This window comes from Streptomyces blattellae, from assembly GCF_009709555.1.
GTDB lineage: Bacteria > Actinomycetota > Actinomycetes > Streptomycetales > Streptomycetaceae > Streptomyces > Streptomyces blattellae.
The window spans coordinates 144,653-162,002 of the sequence record NZ_WJBG01000112.1 but is presented as its reverse complement, the minus strand read 5'-3'; the positions used below and the strand labels follow the sequence as shown (position 1 = coordinate 162,002).

16 protein-coding genes and 2 tRNA genes are annotated in these 17,350 nt (G+C 69.1%); 10 read left to right on the top strand and 8 right to left on the bottom strand.

The window, feature by feature from the left end; genetic code table 11:
- Positions 1-31 precede the first annotated feature (31 nt).
- From ehuB to GFH49_RS06215, 6 genes are all read left to right on the top strand, one after another.
- Positions 32-925: an ectoine/hydroxyectoine ABC transporter substrate-binding protein EhuB gene (gene ehuB / locus GFH49_RS06240; RefSeq protein ID WP_230396180.1), complete on the top strand. Its 894-nt coding sequence runs from the start codon at positions 32-34 to the stop codon at positions 923-925.
- Positions 922-1,623 carry an ectoine/hydroxyectoine ABC transporter permease subunit EhuC gene (ehuC, locus tag GFH49_RS06235; RefSeq protein WP_155054744.1) on the top strand — a complete coding sequence of 234 codons (702 nt, stop codon included), beginning with the start codon at positions 922-924 and terminating at the stop codon, positions 1,621-1,623. Before ehuB ends, ehuC begins: the two co-directional genes overlap by 4 nt.
- On the top strand, positions 1,620-2,270 hold the full coding sequence (ehuD, locus tag GFH49_RS06230; protein ID WP_155054743.1) for an ectoine/hydroxyectoine ABC transporter permease subunit EhuD: 651 nt from the start codon (positions 1,620-1,622) through the stop codon (positions 2,268-2,270). The genes ehuC and ehuD overlap by 4 nt, the downstream gene beginning before the upstream one ends.
- Positions 2,260-3,042 carry an ectoine/hydroxyectoine ABC transporter ATP-binding protein EhuA gene (gene ehuA, locus GFH49_RS06225; RefSeq protein ID WP_155054742.1) on the top strand — a complete coding sequence of 261 codons (783 nt, stop codon included), beginning with the start codon at positions 2,260-2,262 and terminating at the stop codon, positions 3,040-3,042. Before ehuD ends, ehuA begins: the two co-directional genes overlap by 11 nt.
- Positions 3,043-3,248: 206 nt before the next feature.
- Complete coding sequence (locus GFH49_RS06220; RefSeq protein WP_155054741.1) at positions 3,249-4,007, top strand: IclR family transcriptional regulator; 759 nt, start codon at positions 3,249-3,251, stop codon at positions 4,005-4,007.
- A 99-nt stretch (positions 4,008-4,106) separates the two neighbouring features.
- Positions 4,107-4,180, top strand: a tRNA-Lys gene (locus tag GFH49_RS06215).
- Here the strand turns inward: GFH49_RS06215 and GFH49_RS40920 are convergent.
- From GFH49_RS40920 to GFH49_RS06195, 5 genes are all read right to left on the bottom strand, one after another.
- Positions 4,146-4,277 carry a hypothetical protein gene (locus GFH49_RS40920; protein ID WP_268867469.1) on the bottom strand — a complete coding sequence of 44 codons (132 nt, stop codon included), beginning with the start codon at positions 4,275-4,277 and terminating at the stop codon, positions 4,146-4,148. The genes GFH49_RS06215 and GFH49_RS40920 overlap by 35 nt on opposite strands.
- A gap of 160 nt (positions 4,278-4,437) precedes the next feature.
- Positions 4,438-4,950, bottom strand: coding sequence for a DUF3592 domain-containing protein (locus GFH49_RS06210; protein ID WP_230396179.1), 513 nt, complete (start codon positions 4,948-4,950; stop codon positions 4,438-4,440).
- Between the two features lie 164 nt (positions 4,951-5,114).
- Positions 5,115-5,738 (bottom strand): lytic polysaccharide monooxygenase auxiliary activity family 9 protein, encoded by a 624-nt coding sequence (locus GFH49_RS06205; protein WP_155054740.1) that lies wholly within the window; start codon positions 5,736-5,738, stop codon positions 5,115-5,117.
- A 95-nt stretch (positions 5,739-5,833) separates the two neighbouring features.
- Positions 5,834-6,955: an SPFH domain-containing protein gene (locus GFH49_RS06200; RefSeq protein ID WP_155054739.1), complete on the bottom strand. Its 1,122-nt coding sequence runs from the start codon at positions 6,953-6,955 to the stop codon at positions 5,834-5,836.
- Between the two features lie 233 nt (positions 6,956-7,188).
- Entirely contained in the window at positions 7,189-8,490 is a 1,302-nt protein-coding gene (locus GFH49_RS06195) for a peptidoglycan-binding protein (protein WP_155054738.1), read from the bottom strand.
- A gap of 186 nt (positions 8,491-8,676) precedes the next feature.
- Between GFH49_RS06195 and GFH49_RS06190 the strand changes: the two genes are divergently transcribed.
- The 3 genes from GFH49_RS06190 (at position 8,677) to glxA (ending at position 13,201) form a co-directional block, all read left to right on the top strand.
- A tRNA-Lys gene (locus GFH49_RS06190) sits at positions 8,677-8,750 on the top strand.
- A 465-nt stretch (positions 8,751-9,215) separates the two neighbouring features.
- Positions 9,216-11,267 (top strand): glycosyltransferase family 2 protein, encoded by a 2,052-nt coding sequence (locus GFH49_RS06185; protein ID WP_155054737.1) that lies wholly within the window; start codon positions 9,216-9,218, stop codon positions 11,265-11,267.
- Positions 11,264-13,201 carry a radical copper oxidase GlxA gene (gene glxA / locus GFH49_RS06180; protein ID WP_155054736.1) on the top strand — a complete coding sequence of 646 codons (1,938 nt, stop codon included), beginning with the start codon at positions 11,264-11,266 and terminating at the stop codon, positions 13,199-13,201. Before GFH49_RS06185 ends, glxA begins: the two co-directional genes overlap by 4 nt.
- Positions 13,202-13,302: 101 nt before the next feature.
- Here the strand turns inward: glxA and GFH49_RS06175 are convergent, their stop codons facing one another.
- On the bottom strand, positions 13,303-14,340 hold the full coding sequence (locus tag GFH49_RS06175; RefSeq protein WP_155054735.1) for a glycoside hydrolase family 6 protein: 1,038 nt from the start codon (positions 14,338-14,340) through the stop codon (positions 13,303-13,305).
- Between the two features lie 370 nt (positions 14,341-14,710).
- Here GFH49_RS06175 and GFH49_RS06170 point away from each other — a divergent pair, with 370 nt between their 5' ends.
- Complete coding sequence (locus tag GFH49_RS06170; protein ID WP_155054734.1) at positions 14,711-15,487, top strand: GAF and ANTAR domain-containing protein; 777 nt, start codon at positions 14,711-14,713, stop codon at positions 15,485-15,487.
- Positions 15,488-15,779: 292 nt separating this feature from the next.
- Here the strand turns inward: GFH49_RS06170 and GFH49_RS06165 are convergent, their stop codons facing one another.
- Both GFH49_RS06165 and GFH49_RS06160 read right to left on the bottom strand, forming a co-directional pair.
- Positions 15,780-16,439, bottom strand: coding sequence for a class F sortase (locus GFH49_RS06165; RefSeq protein ID WP_155054733.1), 660 nt, complete (start codon positions 16,437-16,439; stop codon positions 15,780-15,782).
- Between the two features lie 5 nt (positions 16,440-16,444).
- Positions 16,445-17,269, bottom strand: a complete 825-nt coding sequence (locus GFH49_RS06160) for a hypothetical protein (protein ID WP_155054732.1) — start codon at positions 17,267-17,269, stop codon at positions 16,445-16,447.
- Positions 17,270-17,350 lie beyond the last annotated feature (81 nt).

The following is a 17,350-nucleotide window of genomic DNA, read 5'->3' as shown; positions in this document are numbered from 1 at the left end:
CATGGCTCCATCACTGGAACATGGCTCCTATATGTCCGGGCCCACACGTATGTCCGGGCCCACGCGCCGGTCGCTGCTCGCGGGGGTGGCGGCGGTCGGCGCGCTGGGCACCGCGGGCTGCTCACGCGTGGCCACGGCCTCGTCCACGGAGGGCGGTGATCTGCTCGGCCGGCTCAAGGCGCAGGGTGTCGTACGGCTCGGGATCGCGGGCGAGATCCCCTTCGGGTACATCGACACGGACGGCGAACTCACCGGTGAGGCACCGGAACTGGCGCGGGTGATCTTCAAACGGCTCGGGGTGGACCGGGTGCAGCCCGTGCCGACGGAGTTCGGGTCGCTGATCCCGGGGCTGAACTCGCAGCAGTTCGACGTCGTCGCGGCCGGGATGTACGTCAATCCCGAGCGCTGCGCGGAGGTCATATTCGCCGACCCCGACTACCAGATGCTCGACGCCTTCATCGTGCGCAAGGGGAACCCGAAAGGGCTGCACGACTACAAGGACGTCGTCGAGAAGAACGCGAAGTTCGCGACCGGGACCGGATACGCGGAGATCGGGTACGCCGTCGAGGCGGGGTACAAGGAGAGCGACATCCTCATCGTCCCCGACCAGGTCGCCGGGCTGAACGCCGTCGAGGCGGGGCGCGTCGACGTCTTCGCCGGGACGGCGCTCACCACCCGTGAGGTGGTGAAGAACTCCGGCAAGGCCGAGTCGACCGAGCCCTTCAGGCCGATCGTCGACGGCAAGCCGCATGTCGACGGAGGCGCCTTCGCGTTCCGGCCGACGGAGACGAAACTCCGGGACGCCTTCAACGTGGAGCTGCACAAGCTCAAGGAGAGCGGCGAGCTGCTCCGCATCCTCCGGCCCTTCGGCTTCACCAGGGCCGAGATGACCGACCTCACCGCGAAGGAGCTGTGCGGCGGATGACCTCGGGACTGTGGGAACTCGTACTCAGGGGCGTCTGGGTCACGATCCAGCTGCTCTTCTTCAGCTCGCTGCTCGCGGCCGCCGTCTCCTTCGTGGTCGGCATCGCCCGCACCCACCGCCTGTGGATCGTCCGCTTCCTCGCGGGCTTCTACACCGAGGTGTTCCGCGGCACCTCCGCGCTGGTCATGATCTTCTGGGTGTTCTTCGTGCTGCCGCCCGCGTTCGGCTGGCAGCTGGTGCCGATGTGGGCGGGCACGCTCGCGCTCGGGCTGACCTACGGGGCGTACGGCTCCGAGATCGTGCGCGGCGCGCTGACCGCCGTCGACCCGGCGCAGCAGGAGGGCGGGATCGCGCTCAGCTTCACGCCCTGGCAGCGGATGCGGCTGATCCTGCTGCCGCAGGCGGTGCCGGAGATGATCCCGCCGTTCTCCAACCTGCTGATCGAGCTGCTCAAGGGCACCGCGCTGGTGTCGATCATGGGCATGGGCGATCTGGCGTTCAGCGGCAACCTGGTGCGGCTGGCGCTGCAGGAGAGCGCGGAGATCTACACGTACCTCCTGCTGATCTACTTCGTGATCGCCTTCCTGCTCACGCGCATGATGCGCGGGCTGGAGAAGAAGCTGAAGGCCGGAGTCGGCAAGGCACCGCAGAAGAAGGTGGCCGCGGTACGCGTGCCTGAGGGGAGTGGTGTCCGGTGAACTGGGACTGGGGAGCGGTCGCCGACTTCATGCCGCACTTCTGGGACGGCCTGCTGGTCACCCTGCAGGCGCTGGTGCTCGGCTCGCTGATCTCGTTCGCGCTGGGCCTGGTGTGGGCGCTGCTGATGCGGGTGCCGACGCGCTGGGTGACCTGGCCGGTCGGGATCGTCACGGAGTTCGTGCGCAACACCCCGCTGCTGGTGCAGCTGTTCTTCCTCTACTACGTGCTGCCCGAGTGGGGCCTGACCTTCTCCGCGCTGACCACCGGCGTCTTCGCGATCGGCCTGCACTACTCGACGTACACGATGCAGGTCTACCGGGCCGGCATCGAGGCCGTGCCGGTCGGCCAGTGGGAGGCGGCGACCGCGCTGAACCTGCCGCTGAGGCGGACGTGGACCGTGGTGATCCTGCCGCAGGCGATCCGCCGGGTCGTGCCGGCGCTCGGCAACTACGTGATCGCGATGCTGAAGGACACGCCGATGCTGATGGCCATCACCGTGCTGGACATGATGGGCGAGGCACGGCTGTTCTCCCAGCAGACCTTCCGGTTCACCGAGCCGCTGACCGTGATCGGCGTGGCCTTCATCCTCATCTCCTACCTCGCCTCCGTCCTTCTGCGCACTCTGGAGCGACGCCTTGTCCGTTGACACCGAAAAGAACCCGACCGACGTGCCGGCACCCTCGACCGAACTGATCCGCCTGGAGAACGTGACCAAGCGGTTCGGCGAGAACACGGTCCTCGACCATCTCGACTTCTCCGTGAACGCGGGCAGGCACGTCACCCTGATCGGCCCGTCCGGCTCCGGCAAGACCACGATCCTGCGGCTGCTGATGACGCTGACCAAGCCCGACGAGGGCACCATCACCGTGGACGGGGAGCAACTGTTCCCCGCGCCGGAGAAGCAGATCCGCGAGGTCCGCAAGAAGATCGGCATGGTCTTCCAGCAGTTCAACCTGTTCCCGAACATGACGGTCCTCAGAAACATCACCGAGGCACCGGTCACCGTGCTCGGTATGTCCAAGGACGAGGCGGAGGAGCGGGCGCGCGGGCTGCTGGACCTGGTGGGTCTCGGCGACAGGTGCGACGCGCGTCCGACCCAGCTCTCCGGCGGGCAGCAGCAGCGCGTCGCCATCGCGCGGGCGCTGGCGATGCGCCCGCAGGTGCTGCTGCTCGACGAGGTGACGTCGGCGCTCGACCCGGAGCTGGTCGCGGGCGTCCTCGACGTGCTCCGGGACATCGCCCGTTCCACGGACATCACGATGCTCTGCGTGACCCACGAGATGAACTTCGCCCGGGACATCTCGGACCAGGTCCTGATGTTCGATTCCGGCCGGGTCATCGAGGCCGGGCCACCGGAGAAAATCTTCAGCGACCCCGAGCAGGACCGAACGCGGGAATTCCTCAGCGCGGTTCTGTGATGACAGGAGGTGAAGACGGGCGGGTACGGGATTGCGAACGACCGCCCTTTCCTCTGACATATGCCAGAGGGTCAGTCCTGCTGCTGAGAGGGCCGGAATCTCGTCAACAACCGCTCACTACAAGCCTCTTGGCGGTTATCGTGGAGAGGATCCGCTGACTGGATTGCGGCCAAAGAGCGAGCCAAGAGCGAGCGCAGGGGGAAACCGTGGCGCTGATGCACGAGCCGACCGCGCCGTACCACTCGGCCCAGGACGCCCTGCGCGTCCTGGAGACCGTGGCGCGGCACACCGCCGGCGTGACCGACGCCGAACTCGCCCGGCACACCGGCCTCGGCGCCGAGCGACTGACCGCACTGCTGCGGATGCTGCGCCGTGAGGGGTACGTGGAGCAGGTCGCCGACGGCGCCTATGTGGCCGGCGACGCCCTCGCCCGCCTCACCTCCGCGCGCGGCCGTGACGCGGCCCTGCGCAAGAAGCTCCAGGGCACCCTCGACCGGCTGCGCGACTCGGTGGGCGCCGCCGTCTACATCAGCCGGTACGTCGACGGCGAGATCAACATCACCCAGTACGCCGACGGCCCCACCACCCCCGCGGTCAACGAGTGGGTGGACTTCCGCTACTCCGCCCACGCCACCGCGATCGGCAAGAGCCTGCTCGGCCAGCTCGACCACAACGGCCGCCGGGACCATCTCTCCCGGCACAAGATGGCCCGCCTCACCTCGCGCACCATCACCAGCGACAAGCTGCTGCTCTCCCGCCTGGAGGCCCAGCCGCCGACGGTGCCCCACCTCGACCTCCAGGAGTACGCGGTGGGTACGGTCTGCGCGGCCGTACCGATCACGGCGGGCTCCTCGGTGGGCTGCCTGGCCCTGTCGCTCCCCGTCGAGCACGCCCACCGGCTCAAGCAGGCGGCCGACGCGCTCAACCGCAACGCCGCGCCGGTACTGCTCTCGCTGGCCATCTGAGACGCCTGGTGCGGGTCGCCCCGCAATGGTCGGGAGCACCCCTGAGGACGGGGTAATATTTTCTGCGTGGTCGGCCGCAGCGCGGTCGGCGGGAGTCATGCGCCGCTAGCTCAGTTGGTTAGAGCAGCTGACTCTTAATCAGCGGGTCCGGGGTTCGAGTCCCTGGCGGCGCACGATGTCGATGGCGAGGCGTGTTCGCGGAAAGCGCGAACCGGCCTCGCCGTCGTCGTTGCTGCGCGGCTTCGCCGCGCGTTGTGGGGGCTTCGCCACCCACACCCCCTGAAGCCGGGCCTCTCGTGGGAGCGAGGGGCCCTTCTTCGATGTCCGCGTGCGCCGGCCTCCGGTAGTTCCGGAGGCCGTCAGAGGCGGAGGAGCGGAGTGACAGAGGAGCGGAGTGACAGAGGAGCGGAGTGACAGAGGAGCGGAGTGGTCAGGGCTCGATCGTGAAGCCGTCGTCGACGACCACGGAGGTGTCGCCGCCGTCGTCCGCATCGCCGAAGAAGTCGTCGAACTCGCTGTACGTGACCATGAAGCCGACGCAGAACACCGCCACCACGCCGAGGAAGGCCAGGATGCCGAAGGTGGCCGCTCCCTGCTTGACGTGGCTCGGCCGGTGGGCCGTGGCCACGACCTCCTGGCCCTCCTTGTAGTACACGGTGACGAAGTCGCCCTCGATGACCGTGCCCGGGCCGCCCTCCTCCTCGAAGCGGACGACGCGGCCGTCACGGGCCGTGAACTCGTAGACGTGGTGCAGCACGGTGCGCACCCGGGAGTCGTCGCTGCCGCCGTGCGTCGTCGTGTACATCCGCAGACAGCGGCCCTCCGCCGTCAGCCCGCTGTTCCAGGCGGACCGCAACTGGAGCCAGCGCCGCACCACGCGGTAGGCGATGAAGCCGACCACCGCCAGGATCAGGGCGGGTACGGCGTAGAACATCAGGTCCATGGTGCTTCCCCCGAGGTCAGGTACTGCTCCTCTACGCCGTCATGGTCATGACGGCGTAGAGGGAACGTACCCGCGGAGAACGCACGGCTTGCTCAAGCGATGCTCAGAACGTTCCTGATGTTCAGGACGCTCAGGATGTTCAGGGCGCTCAGGATGTTCAGGGTTCAGAACGTGACGTCGGAGCAGGCGTAGAACGCGTTGGCCGTGTCCGCGATCGTCCACACGGCGAGGATGACGTGGTGACCGCTCAGGCCGGACGGCAGCGTGCCGCTGTGCGAGAGGGTCTGCGGCGGGCGCTGGCCGTTGTAGGGGACGGTGAGGAACGGCGTGAGGTTGAGGTCCGAGCGGGCCAGGTTGTGGTTCTGGTTCCAGCCCGGCTTGGTGACGTAGTACTTGAAGTCGGTCGTGGCGTGCATGGCGGTGAACTGCCAGCGGAACGTGTAGCTCTGACCGCCCGTCACCCTGGTCGTGGGCCAGTCGGCGCCGGACGGCGTCTTCGGCGCGCTGAGCTGGGCGAACTGGCCCAGCCCCGCGTTGCACAGCTGCCCGTCCGCCGGGCCGGACGCCGGGAAGCCCTTCGGGCCCTCGACGCTCTGCGGCTCCCACTGGATCGAGCCGCAGTCGGTGACGGTGCCGTTCTGGCAGAGCTTCTGCCTGCTGACGGGGAGATCGGTGTAGCCGTGGCCGCTGGCGCCGCCGGAGGAGAGCACGAGGGCTCCGGTCGTGGCGAGGCCCACCGCGACGGCGGACAACTTGGTCTTGGTCTTGGTCTTGGTCTTGATACGCATGCTGCCGCTCCTGGAGAACGTGGGGGAGTTCAGTGAGCTTGCAGGTCTAGACCAAGTCTCAGATTATTGCGGCCCCTTGAGCATGTCCATACCAATCACGGGCCTGTTTCGGTCCGCCCCGAACAGAACGCCACCGTCAAGTCCTTGACGAGCACCTTGCGTTCGTAGTCGTCGAGTTCCACCAGCCCCCGCATGGTCAGCCGCGTCACCGTGTCCTCGACCGAGTCCACCACCGACGTGAGCACGCTCGCCCGGTGCTGGGCGTCCAGCGCGGCGATCCGGCGGCGGTGCATGGCGGGGGCGACCTCGGGGGCGTACTCGACACGCACCGGCCGCACCGAGAACACCTCCAGGCCGACCGGAGTCGCATCCGCCGCAACCAGCCGGGTCAGCGCGTCGGTGGCCAGTTCCACCGACGGCCGCACACCGCCCGGCATCTCCACCGGCACCCGGGCGAGCGCGGCCTCCACGCACTCGCGCAGATACGTCTCGTGGTCCTCGACGCCCAGCGTGGCCAGCGCGGTGTCGCGCACCCGCCACACCACGAGGACGACGACCCGCAGCGCGACCCCGCTCCCGTCGGCCGCGGGCATCGGCTCGCTGCGCCAGTGCCGCAGCCGTACGTCGACCCGGCGGCGCAGCAGCAACGGGTTGACCCACATCAGGCCGGTCCGCCGCACGGTCCCCCGGTAGCGGCCGAACAGCCCGAGCACCCAGGCCCGCCCGGCCCGCCCCCGGGCCAGCCCGCCGAACCCGAACAGACCCAGTGCCCCGGCCCCGGCGTACGCCGCCCACTGCACGGGCCCGAGCCCGGCGCCGCCGGTCGCCGGCAGCCCCATCCCGGCCACCACGGAGGGCGGCAGCGCGCCCGCCCACCAAGAGGTGAGGAGGGTTCCGGCCGCCCCGGAAGTCCCGGCGAGCACGCCCACCACGCCGGGCAGCACCCGCGCCGGCCGCTCGGCCAGGGCGGGGTCCATCTCCGGCGCCGGGCGGGCCTTCGCCGGGACCGGGCGCTGCAGGCGCGGCTGCTCGCCCGTCCCGCGACGGCGGCCCACGACGGCGGGCTTGAGGGGGACGGAGACCGGGCCCGCGTCGTCGCGGAACAGCAGATGGACGGGGATCTCGGTGGTCGCCTCGTTCTGGATCAGCCGGGCGGGCCGGGGCGCGCTCTCGGCGGAGCCCTCGGACTCGGGCGGGTGGGAAGTGGTCGTAGTCATCGGGTGCCTCCAGCCTCCGCGCCAGATGCGTCAGATGTGTCAGAGCGTCAGACGCGTCAGAGCGTCAGACGCGTCAGATGTGTCTGAGCATCAGATGCCTCAGGTGCGTGAGATACGTCAGGTGCATCAGATACGTCAGGGCCTGAGATAGGTCAGGTGCATCAGATACGTCAGGGCCTGAGATAGGTCAGGTGCGTCAGGTGCGTCAGAACCGTGGGAAACGGGCCCTCGCGTCACGCGAACAGCCGCCGCCAGGTCTCCGGCCCCGGATAGCCGTCCGCCGCGCCGCCCCGCCAGCCCTGGGAACGCTGGAAGGCCTCGACGCCGCGCCGGTCCGCCTCGCCCCAGCGCGGACCCGGGCCGGTCGGGTAGTGCCTGCCGAACCCCTTCTTCACCAGCTGCCGGCCGAGCCGGGTGACGTACTCGTTGTCCGCGCCCGGCCGGAACATCGCCCGCCCCGGATAGCCGGGCACCCCGTGCGAGGCCGGAGCGGCCGGAGCGGTCGCCCCCGTGGTGATGTCCTTGCCCTCGCCGGTGACCAGCAGCGTCCAGGTCCGCGGCCCCGGCAGCCCGTCCGCGTCGTCGCCGGTCCAGCCCTGGGCGCGCTGGAAGGCCTGGGTCGCCCTGTGGTCGGCATCCGTCCAGCGCGGGCCCGGCCCCGAGGCGTAGAACCGGCCGGCGCCGCGTGCGGCGAGCATCCGGCCCAGCTCGGCGACGTACTTGTTGTTGGCGCCGGGACCGAAGTAGGCCGCTCCGGGGTACGGCTGCGTGCCGGGCGCGCTCGGCTTGGCGCCCGCCGCGCCTGCCGTACCCGCCGCGAGCCCCTTGTAGCGGTAGGCGATATAGCGGCCGGCGTGGCTCCAGTAGGCGTAGGGGGTGACCTGCCTGCGGGCGAACGGGCGGGTGGACTCGTAGGCGATGTAGGAGGTGTGCGTGTGATCGGTCCAGCCGCCGAAGATGACGACGTGTGAGCCCTGCTCCGGGTCCGCCGGATTGTGGAACAGCAGGATGTCGCCGGGCAGCAGATCGTCCTTGGACACCCGCACCCCGTACTGGTCGAGGCTGCCCGTCCATTCGTTTCCGGGCAGCTTCCAGGCCATCGAGACAAAGCCCGAGCAGTCCTGCCGGTATCCGTCGGACCAGTACCGGCTCATGTTGTACGGCACCTTCGCCTCGACCCATTTCTTGGCCCGCCTGATGATCTCCGCCCGGGTGGCCGTGGGCACCTTGGTCCCGGGCGCGGGCTTGGCCGGCCGGCCGCCCGGCCCGTGCAGCGGGGCCTGGTCGCCCTGTGGGCTGGCACGCCCGTCACCTGTGGGAACGTCCGGCCGCTGGGCTGCGGGCGAGGCGGCGACAGCCGGTACCGCCTGCCCTGCGACGAGCGTCGCGGTGGCGATGACCAGGGCGTGCCGGGCCGCCGGGTGACGGCTTCCGTGGCCGGTCGCTGAATGCGGCAGCACCCGCCGCCAGTGAACACATCCGGGGCAGTCGCAGTCGCTCGTGGGATCGAATTCCTCGAATACCGGAGTCGGCATGCGATTCCCCTCACACTCCAGCTGGAAATGTCCACGTCTGTGCATGTTGATCAGTTTCACAACTCTCTTCCCGGCGCGCATGTTGACGGTCCGAATGATGTACGGCGACCCCAGCGGGCCCCGGCCGACGGGACGCCGTGGTCCGGAGCACCCTCCGGGGTCGGGTAAGGTCATGCAGGTCAGCAGGCGCCGCTAGCTCAGTTGGTTAGAGCAGCTGACTCTTAATCAGCGGGTCCGGGGTTCGAGTCCCTGGCGGCGCACCGACCGGAAGGCCTCCCACTCAGGCGGGGGGCCTTCTGCTTGCCCCGCGCCCCGCGCCCCGCACCCCGCACCCCGCCGTCGAACGGTCGCGCCCGCCCGTCCACACCGGGTCCACAAGACCTCCATACTCGTCATAATGAACGCGTATGACCGGTAAACACCGCGTTTCGCCTCTTGCGATCATGCCGAACGCCGTAGAACCCTGTTTCTTCAAGATGCTGCGGATACGCCGCACTTGGGGGGCAAGGAGCCGGTTGCCGGCTGTCACGGGGAGAGGGGCCCCGTTCATGGAGCGATGCCGAGGGGGGCATCGTGCAACCGGAAGGTCGCTGTTTCATGTCTAGCTGTGTAGAAGCTGTGGCGACAGCGGTCCATCACTGATACGTCTGTGGAGGCCGAGGGGGGCCGGCACAGATGTAAGGAACCGACAGACACGCGCTGACCCGCGTGTGGGGGGATGACTCATGACGTCGACGCCGACGGGCGCCCGGCAGAACTATGACCCGTCACAGACGACCCAGCTCAGGGTGCCGGCACATCCGACCGGCACATTCCGCCGGATCAAGAAGACACTGCCGAAGTACGACTACGAGCACTACAGCCGGCTGGCGGGTCCCCTCACACAGCCCGATCCGAACAAGCCCTACAGAGTGCAGTACCGCTCTCTGATCTCGCAGGAGCCGCACCGCATCAGAGCGGCCCTGATGCTGGCCGCCGCTCCGCTGCTCTCGCTCGTGCTGCTCGCCTGGCTGCTCCAGCCCGTGCACTGGACCGAGCGCGACTACCCGGCGTACGACTTCCTGCCGATCCTCGACATCGTGATGCTCGTCTCGATCGGCCTGATCGAGTTCTTCCGCTGCATGAACGTGCTGTCGAACGCGCACGCCACGCTCGTCGCCCGCGACCCCGTCCCGGTGGTGCCCGAGACCGGCACCAGAGTCGCCTTCCTGACCTCCTTCGTACCCGGCAAGGAGCCGCTGGAGATGGTGACGAAGACCCTGGAGGCGGCGGTCAGGCTGCGCCACCGGGGCCTGATGCACGTCTGGCTGCTGGACGAGGGCGACGACCCGGCGGTGAAGGAGGTGTGCGCCCGGCTCGGCGTGCACCACTTCTCCCGCAAGGGCATCGCCAGGTGGAACCAGGCCAAGGGCCCGCACCGCGCCAAGACCAAGCACGGCAACTACAACGCCTGGCTCGACGCGCACGGCGACGACTACGACTTCTTCGCCTCGGTCGACACCGACCATGTCCCGCTGCCCAACTACCTGGAGCGCATGCTCGGCTTCTTCCGGGACCCGGACGTCGGCTTCGTCATCGGCCCGCAGGTCTACGGCAACTACGACAACTTCGTCACCAAGGCCGCCGAGTCCCAGCAGTTCCTCTTCCACGCCCTCATCCAGCGCGCGGGCAACAAGTACGGCGCCCCTATGTTCGTGGGCACGTCGAACGCCGTACGCATCAAGGCGCTCAAGCAGATCGGCGGTCTGTACGACTCGATCACCGAGGACATGGCGACCGGCTTCGAGATCCACCGGCACAGGAACCCCGCCACCGGCAGGAAGTGGCGCTCGGTCTACACGCCGGACGTGCTGGCGGTCGGTGAGGGCCCGAGCGCCTGGACGGACTTCTTCACCCAGCAGATGCGCTGGTCGCGCGGGACGTACGAGACGATCCTCAAGCAGTACTGGAAGGGCTTCTACTCGCTGCCGCCGAGCAAGCTCTTCAACTACACGATGATGATCATCTTCTACCCGATGTCGGCCCTGAACTGGATCCTGGCGGCGATCAGTTGTGCGCTGTTCCTGGGCCTGGGCGCCTCGGGTGTGAACATCGACCCGACGATATGGCTGATGCTCTACGGCAACGCCTCCGCCCTGCAGATCGGCCTCTACGTCTGGAACCGCCGCCACAACGTCTCGCCGCACGAGCCCGAGGGCTCCGGCGGGGTGGCCGGCATGGTGATGTCAGCGCTGTCGGCGCCGCTCTACGCGAAGGCGCTGATCGATTCGATGCTCCGCAGGAAGAGCAAGTTCGTGGTCACGCCCAAGGGCGACTCGGCCAGCCCCGACCGCTGGTTCGGGACCTTCCGCTACCACTGGTACTTCATCCTGATCTTCGCCGGCTCGATCGCCGCGGGATTCGTGTACGGCCACGCCCACCCCGCGATGATCATCTGGGCCTGCTTCGCCCTGCTGATCACGGCCACGCCGATCTTCGCCTGGCGCTACATGATGCGGCAGGAGAAGAAGAAGCAGCAGCAGCAGCGGCAGCGGCAGCGGCAGCGGCAGGGGGAGACGATGCCCGCCGCGCCCGGCCGGCCGGAGCCGCAGGACACGGGCGGAGTCGTGCCGCACCAGCACCAGCACCAGCACCAGCCGCAGCACCAGCCACCGCCGGCGCCGCACACCCCGCAGCAGAAGCCGACTTGGGCCGCCTCGCAGGCAAGCGGCGGCAACGACCAGACCATGCAGATCGCCCTTGGTGGACTTGGGGGACTTGGGGGACGTAAGGAATGAAAGACCAGGCCGGCCGCCGCCGTGTCCGTCGACTCGCGATCGGCACGGCGGTGGTTCTCGCGCTGGCCGGGATGAACGGGCCGTGGCTGTACCGCGTCGGGACCGAGAGGTATCACGAGTACCAGATCAACAGACCCGAGTACAAAGCGGACAACGGCCACTGGGAGATCGTCGAGTTCCCGGAGGAGTACCGGCAGAACACCATCCACGCGGCACTGCTGCGCACCGGCAAGGTGCTGCTCGTCGCGGGCTCGGGCAACGACCAGGAGAACTTCGACGCGAAGCAGTTCGACACCCGGATCTGGGACCCCGTCAAGGGCACCATCAAGAAGGTGCCCACGCCCAGCGACCTGTTCTGCACGGGCCACACCCAGCTCGCCAACGGCAATCTGCTGATCGCGGGCGGCACCAAGCGGTACGAGAAGCTCAAGGGTGACGTCACCAAGGCCGGCGGCCTGATGATCGTCCACAACGAGAACCCGGACAAGCCGATCACCCTGCCCGCGGGCACCAAGTTCACCGGCAGGGAGAACGGCAAGACGTTCGTCTCCAAGGACCCCGTGCTCGTGCCGCGCGCGAAGAAGGTCTTCGACAAGGAGACCGGCGAATTCCTGCGCAACGACCCCGGCCTCGGCCGTATCTACGTCGAGGCGCAGAAGAAGGGCGCCAAGCATGAGACGGGCACCCAGGACAACTACCGCGTCCAGGGCCTGACCGGCACCGACGCCCGTAACACCTACGGCATCGCGCAGAAGCTCGCGCTCGACAAGAAGGACTTCCAGGGCATCCGGGACGCCTACGAGTTCGACCCGGTCGCCGAGAAGTACATCAAGGTCGACCCGATGAACGAGGCCCGCTGGTACCCGACGCTCACCACCCTGAGCGACGGCAAGATCCTCAGCGTCTCCGGCCTCGACGACATCGGGCAGCTGGTGCCGGGCAAGAACGAGGTCTACGACCCGAAGACCAAGACGTGGACCTACACGGAGGAGGTCCGCCAGTTCCCGACGTATCCGGCGCTGTTCCTGATGCAGGACGGCGACATCTTCTACTCGGGCGCCAACGCGGGGTACGGGCCGGACGACATCGGGCGTGACCCCGGTATCTGGGACCTGGACACCAACAAGTTCACCAAGGTGCCCGGGATGAGCGACGCGAACATGCTGGAGACCGCCAACAGCGTGCTGCTGCCGCCCGCGCAGGACGAGAAGTACATGGTGATCGGCGGCGGCGGGGTCGGCGAGTCCAAGCTGTCCAGCGACAAGACACGGATCGTCGATCTGAAGGCCGCCGACCCGGAGTTCGTGGACGGGCCGACGCTGGAGAAGGGCACACGGTATCCGCAGGCCTCGGTGCTGCCCGACGACACCGTGCTGATCTCCGGCGGTTCGCGGGACTACCGGGGGCGCGGCGACTCCGACATCCTGCAGGCGCGGATGTACGACGCCGAGACCGGGGAGATGAGGCGCGTCGCCGATCCGCTGGTGGGCCGCAACTACCACTCCGGGTCGATTCTGCTGCCCGACGGCCGGTTGATGTTCTTCGGCTCGGACTCGCTCTATTCCGACAAGGCCAACACCAAGCCCGGCGAGTTCGAGCAGCGCATCGAGATCTACACGCCGCCGTATCTGTACCGGGACGGGCGGCCGTCGCTGTCCGGCGGTCCGCAGACCATCGAGCGCGGCGGGACGGGGACGTTCACCTCGCGGCACACGTCGACGATCAAGAAGGCGCGGCTGATCCGGCCCAGCGCGTCCACGCATGTCACGGATGTCGACCAGCGGTCGATCGAGCTGGATTACCAGGTCTCCGGGGACAAGATCACCGTGACCGTCCCGAAGAACAAGAACCTGGTGCAGTCGGGCTGGTACATGCTGTTCGTGACCGATGACCAGGGGACGCCGAGCAAGGCGCAGTGGGTCCAAGTGCCGTAAGAAAGCACATTACTTGGGGTGCCTTGGTGCCTTGGGGTGCCCTCCGTGCCCGGAGGGCACCCCAGGCCATCTCGGTCATCTCGGCGATCTCGGCCATCTCGTCACTTGCTGCCCTCGGCCAGGTTCAGTGCGTACTCCGGCCACCACTCGCCCGCCTTCGGACCGCCCTTGCACTCGCCGTCCGACTCGCCGGGGCGCTTGGCCCAGACATAGGCGTCGACCAGGGGGTCCGCCGTCTGGGTCGTCGGGGTTTCGCCGAGCGCGCGGCCGGGCGGGTTGCACCAGCGTTCGTCGGGGTCGCCCTCGGTGTAGGGGCCGTTGCCGTTGCGGCTGGTGTCGATGATGAAGGGCTTGTCGCCGACCTTCGCGGAGAGTTCCTTGCCGTAGGCGATGGAGTCCTCGGTGCTGTAGAAGTTCGACACGTTGACGGAGAAACCGTCGGCCTTGTCGATGCCCGCCCACTGGAGCGGCTCGAAGATCTGGTCGGGGTGGCCCCAGCCGGCATTGCCCGCGTCCAGGTAGACCTTGGTGTTCTCGTTGGACTTGAGCGTCTCGACGGCACCCTGGAGGAGGTCGTAGCGCTCCTCGTGGAACTCGCCCTGGGTGCAGCCGTCGACCAGGTGCAGCACCGCGTCCGGTTCGAGGATCACCGTCGCGGAGCGGTCGCCGATGCCGCTGGCGACCTGGTCGATGAACTCCCGGTACGCGTTGCCGTCCGCGGCGCCGCCGCTGGAGAACTGGCCGCAGTCGCGATGCGGAATGTTGTAGACGACGAGCAGGGCGTCCCGGTCGGCCTGCTCGGCGGCCTCGGTGAAGCCGCGCGCCTCCTGCTCGGCGCTCTCCGGAGTGAGCCACTCGCCCGTCGGCTGCTCGGCTATCTTCCGGATCTGCTCGGCGTCCTCCTGCTGGCCGTCCTTCTCGTAGGCCGAGACCTGCCGCGCGGCGTTTCCGTTCGGGTTGACCCAGAACGGATCGCTCTCCTTCGGCTGTTGGGAGATCTTCGCACCGGCCTCGCCGGTCTCCTCTCCGTCGTCCCCCTCCCCGGATGAGCACCCCGCGATCAGTAGCGCGGCCCCCAGCACCACCGCGGACGCCCGCGTTCCGGCCGACAAAGACCCCACCCCCCTGCTGCCGTACATCCCCAACCCCCCTTGGGTGCACCGTTCGAGTCTCAATCCTGACATACGCCACGCCGCGCCCACGAGGTCGTCCGAGCCTTGTCGGGGAGCTGTTACACCGCTGCTCAAAGTCTCAGTGACTCTCGGCATTCCAGGACTCTCCGCCTGGAATGTCCGTGTCGGTGTCACCACAGCGCGAGTTGCGCTTCGGCTGCCCGCCCGCCCCGGATGGCCCACCGTCGAGTCGGAGAGATTCACGCCATCACGGCACAAGCCGAGAGAGGCTGATATGCACTGATGGGTTGCTCAGCAGTTGTTCAGCCCTCGATGGTCTGAGTAGGCGCGCGCCTGAGAGGAGGGCGCGGGGGCGCACGAAAGGGAGTGCTCGGGCATGCACCACAGCGGCCGGGAGATCCAGCTCGCTCAGGCTCTGGTGAAGGCGGCGGACACACTCACCGACGCATTCGAGGCCACACACTACTTACAGGTGATCTCGGACCATTGTGTGGAGCTGCTGGCCGCGCGGGCGGCCGGGATCATGCTGATCGACGGTGGGCGGGCGGTGTCGCTGGCGGGGAGCAGCCGGCAGCAGCAGATCGCCCTCGATCTGCTGGAGGCCCAGCACGGCGGCGGGCCCTGCCTGGACAGCTACAGCTCCGGGCAGCCGGTGGCGCCGGTGTCCATCCGGCTCGCTCACGCCGACGCACGCTGGCCGGACTTCACCGAGCGGGCGCTGCGGCACGACATCACGGCGACCTTCGCGGTGCCGCTGCGCCGCCGCGAGACGCTGCTCGGCGCGCTGAACGTGTTCGTGCCGACGCTCCCCGAGCGCGAAGGGCCCGCCGCTGAGACGGAGTTGGCGCTGGCCCAGGCGCTGGCCGACGCCGCCGCCGTAGGACTGCAGAACCACCGGGCGTATGCGCGGTACCGCACGCTGGCCGGGCAGTTGCAGGAGGCCCTCTCCAGCCGGGTGCGGATCGAGCAGGCGAAGGGGATGCTGGCGGAGCGCTGGGGCACGGGCGTCGACGACGCGTTCGCGGCCCTGCGGCAGTACGCGCGCCGACGCAGGATTCCGCTCGACCGGGTGGCAAGCGCTGTCATCGAACGGGTCGCGGATGACGCCGAGTTGCGCGGGGAGGCCGGGGGGACGGCCGACGAACCCGCGTAGACCCCCGCCCCACCTGCATGGATGACGCAGCGCCACGAGACCGGGACTTGGCGTCAATCAACCTCTATACCAGGCAGCGCTTTTCGTTCTAGAGTCGTCCTCGACGGCCCCAGCCCCCGGCCAGTCGTCCCCCACTGTGGCTTCCACAGCCTCCCGCGCCGGTCGCCGGGTTACTCCCGCAGCCCGAGCGCGCGCGGTTGAGGACCGGCCCGGTCGGCGGCTTCAGGGGGAGCGGGTCGTCGGCCGGGCGGGTGGCTCCGCCGGGAGCAGGGCAAACCGGGTGCGGGGCGACCTAACGGGGCGTCGCGGTGAGGTACGCCGAGACGATCACGTTTGCCGTATAGCTGCGGCTCTGTCGGTCGAAGGGACCGCCGCAGGTGATCAGGCGCAGCTCGGGGCGGCCGGATTGGCGGGGGCCGTAGGCCTGGTGGGCGTCGAAGAGGTCGCGGGTGACGACCTGGACGTCGTCGACGGTGAACTCGGCGACCCTGCCGTCGTCCCGGACGACACGGACCTTCGCGCCCGGCTGCAGGGAGCTGATCTTGTAGAAGACGGCGGGCCGGGTCTCGGTGTCGGCGTGTCCCACCATGAGCGCGGTGCCCGCGGCGCCCGGTCTCGCCCCGCCCGCGTACCAGCCGACCACTCCGGCCTGATCGAGGGGCGGCGCGTCGACGGCGCCGTGCGCATCGAGCCCGCGGGCCACGACGGGCGCCTGCACCCCCAGGTCGGGGATGTCGAGCCGCTGCGGCAGCGCGGCTGCCAACGGCCGGGCGGCGGGCGGCAGTTCGGCGTCGGGCGGCCGGCCGACCGCCGCGATGTCGCCGGTGGTGGGGGTGACCGTCCCGTGCCGTACGTCGGTGACCTCCCGCCCCCACAGCCACAGCCCGAGCAGCAGCACCGCCCAGACCATCCCCGTGGTGAGGCGGCCGGTACCCGAGGAGCGCTCGGACATCGCCGTCAGTCCGTTCCGCGGCTCCGGCGGGCGCTGCGCAGTGCCACGGCGACCGCGGCGACACCCGCCAGCACCAGCCCGGTCACCGCGTGCCCCGTGCCGGGCCCGGCCTCGTCGGCCTGGGCATCCGCCTCGGCGCCGGCGGCGATCCGGGCCGCGCCGCCACCGCCCGCCTGGACGGGGGCGACGGGGGAGGATGCGGGGGCGGAGGTGGTGGTGGAGTCGTGCGGGGCCGACGGTTGGGCCTCCGGTGGCGCCTTCGGCAGGGTCTCCGGTTGGGTTTTCGGCTGCGTCTCGGGTGGCGCCTTCGGCTGGATCTCCGGTTGGGTCTTCGGCTGCGCCTCCGGTGGCGCCTTCGGCTGGATCTCCGGTTGGGTCTTCGGCTGCGCCTCCGGTGGCGCCTTCGGCTGGATCTCCGGTTGGGTCTTCGGCTGCGCCTCCGGTGGCGCCTTCGGCTGGATCTCCGGCTGCGCCTCCGGTTGCGTTTTCGGTTGCGTTTTCGCTACGACGGTGAGGGCGCCCTTCGCCTGCCCGTCCGCGCAGGTGATCTGTACGTCGTACGTACCGGCCGTGATCGAGGAGCTGACGCGGGTCTCCCCGACCAGCGTGCCGCCGGAGCCGGTGAGGCGGGCGTCGGCGACGAATGCCGCCGAGGCGGCGGTACCGGTGGTGGTGCCACCGCAGCCGGTGGCCCTGAGAGCGATGTCGGTACCTGGGGCGGGGGCCGCCGGGGTCACCGAGAGGCCGCCTCCGTCCGCCGCGTGGGCGGCCGGGGTGAGCGCCGCGAAGATCGCCGCGCCCGCACAGAGAGTGACTTTCAGTGGACCCATCATGAACCTCCAGTAGTCAGAAGGCTCCTCCTCGGGGCCCGGCCGCGCATCCGCAGCCGGGCCGCACTGCTCCGTACGAGT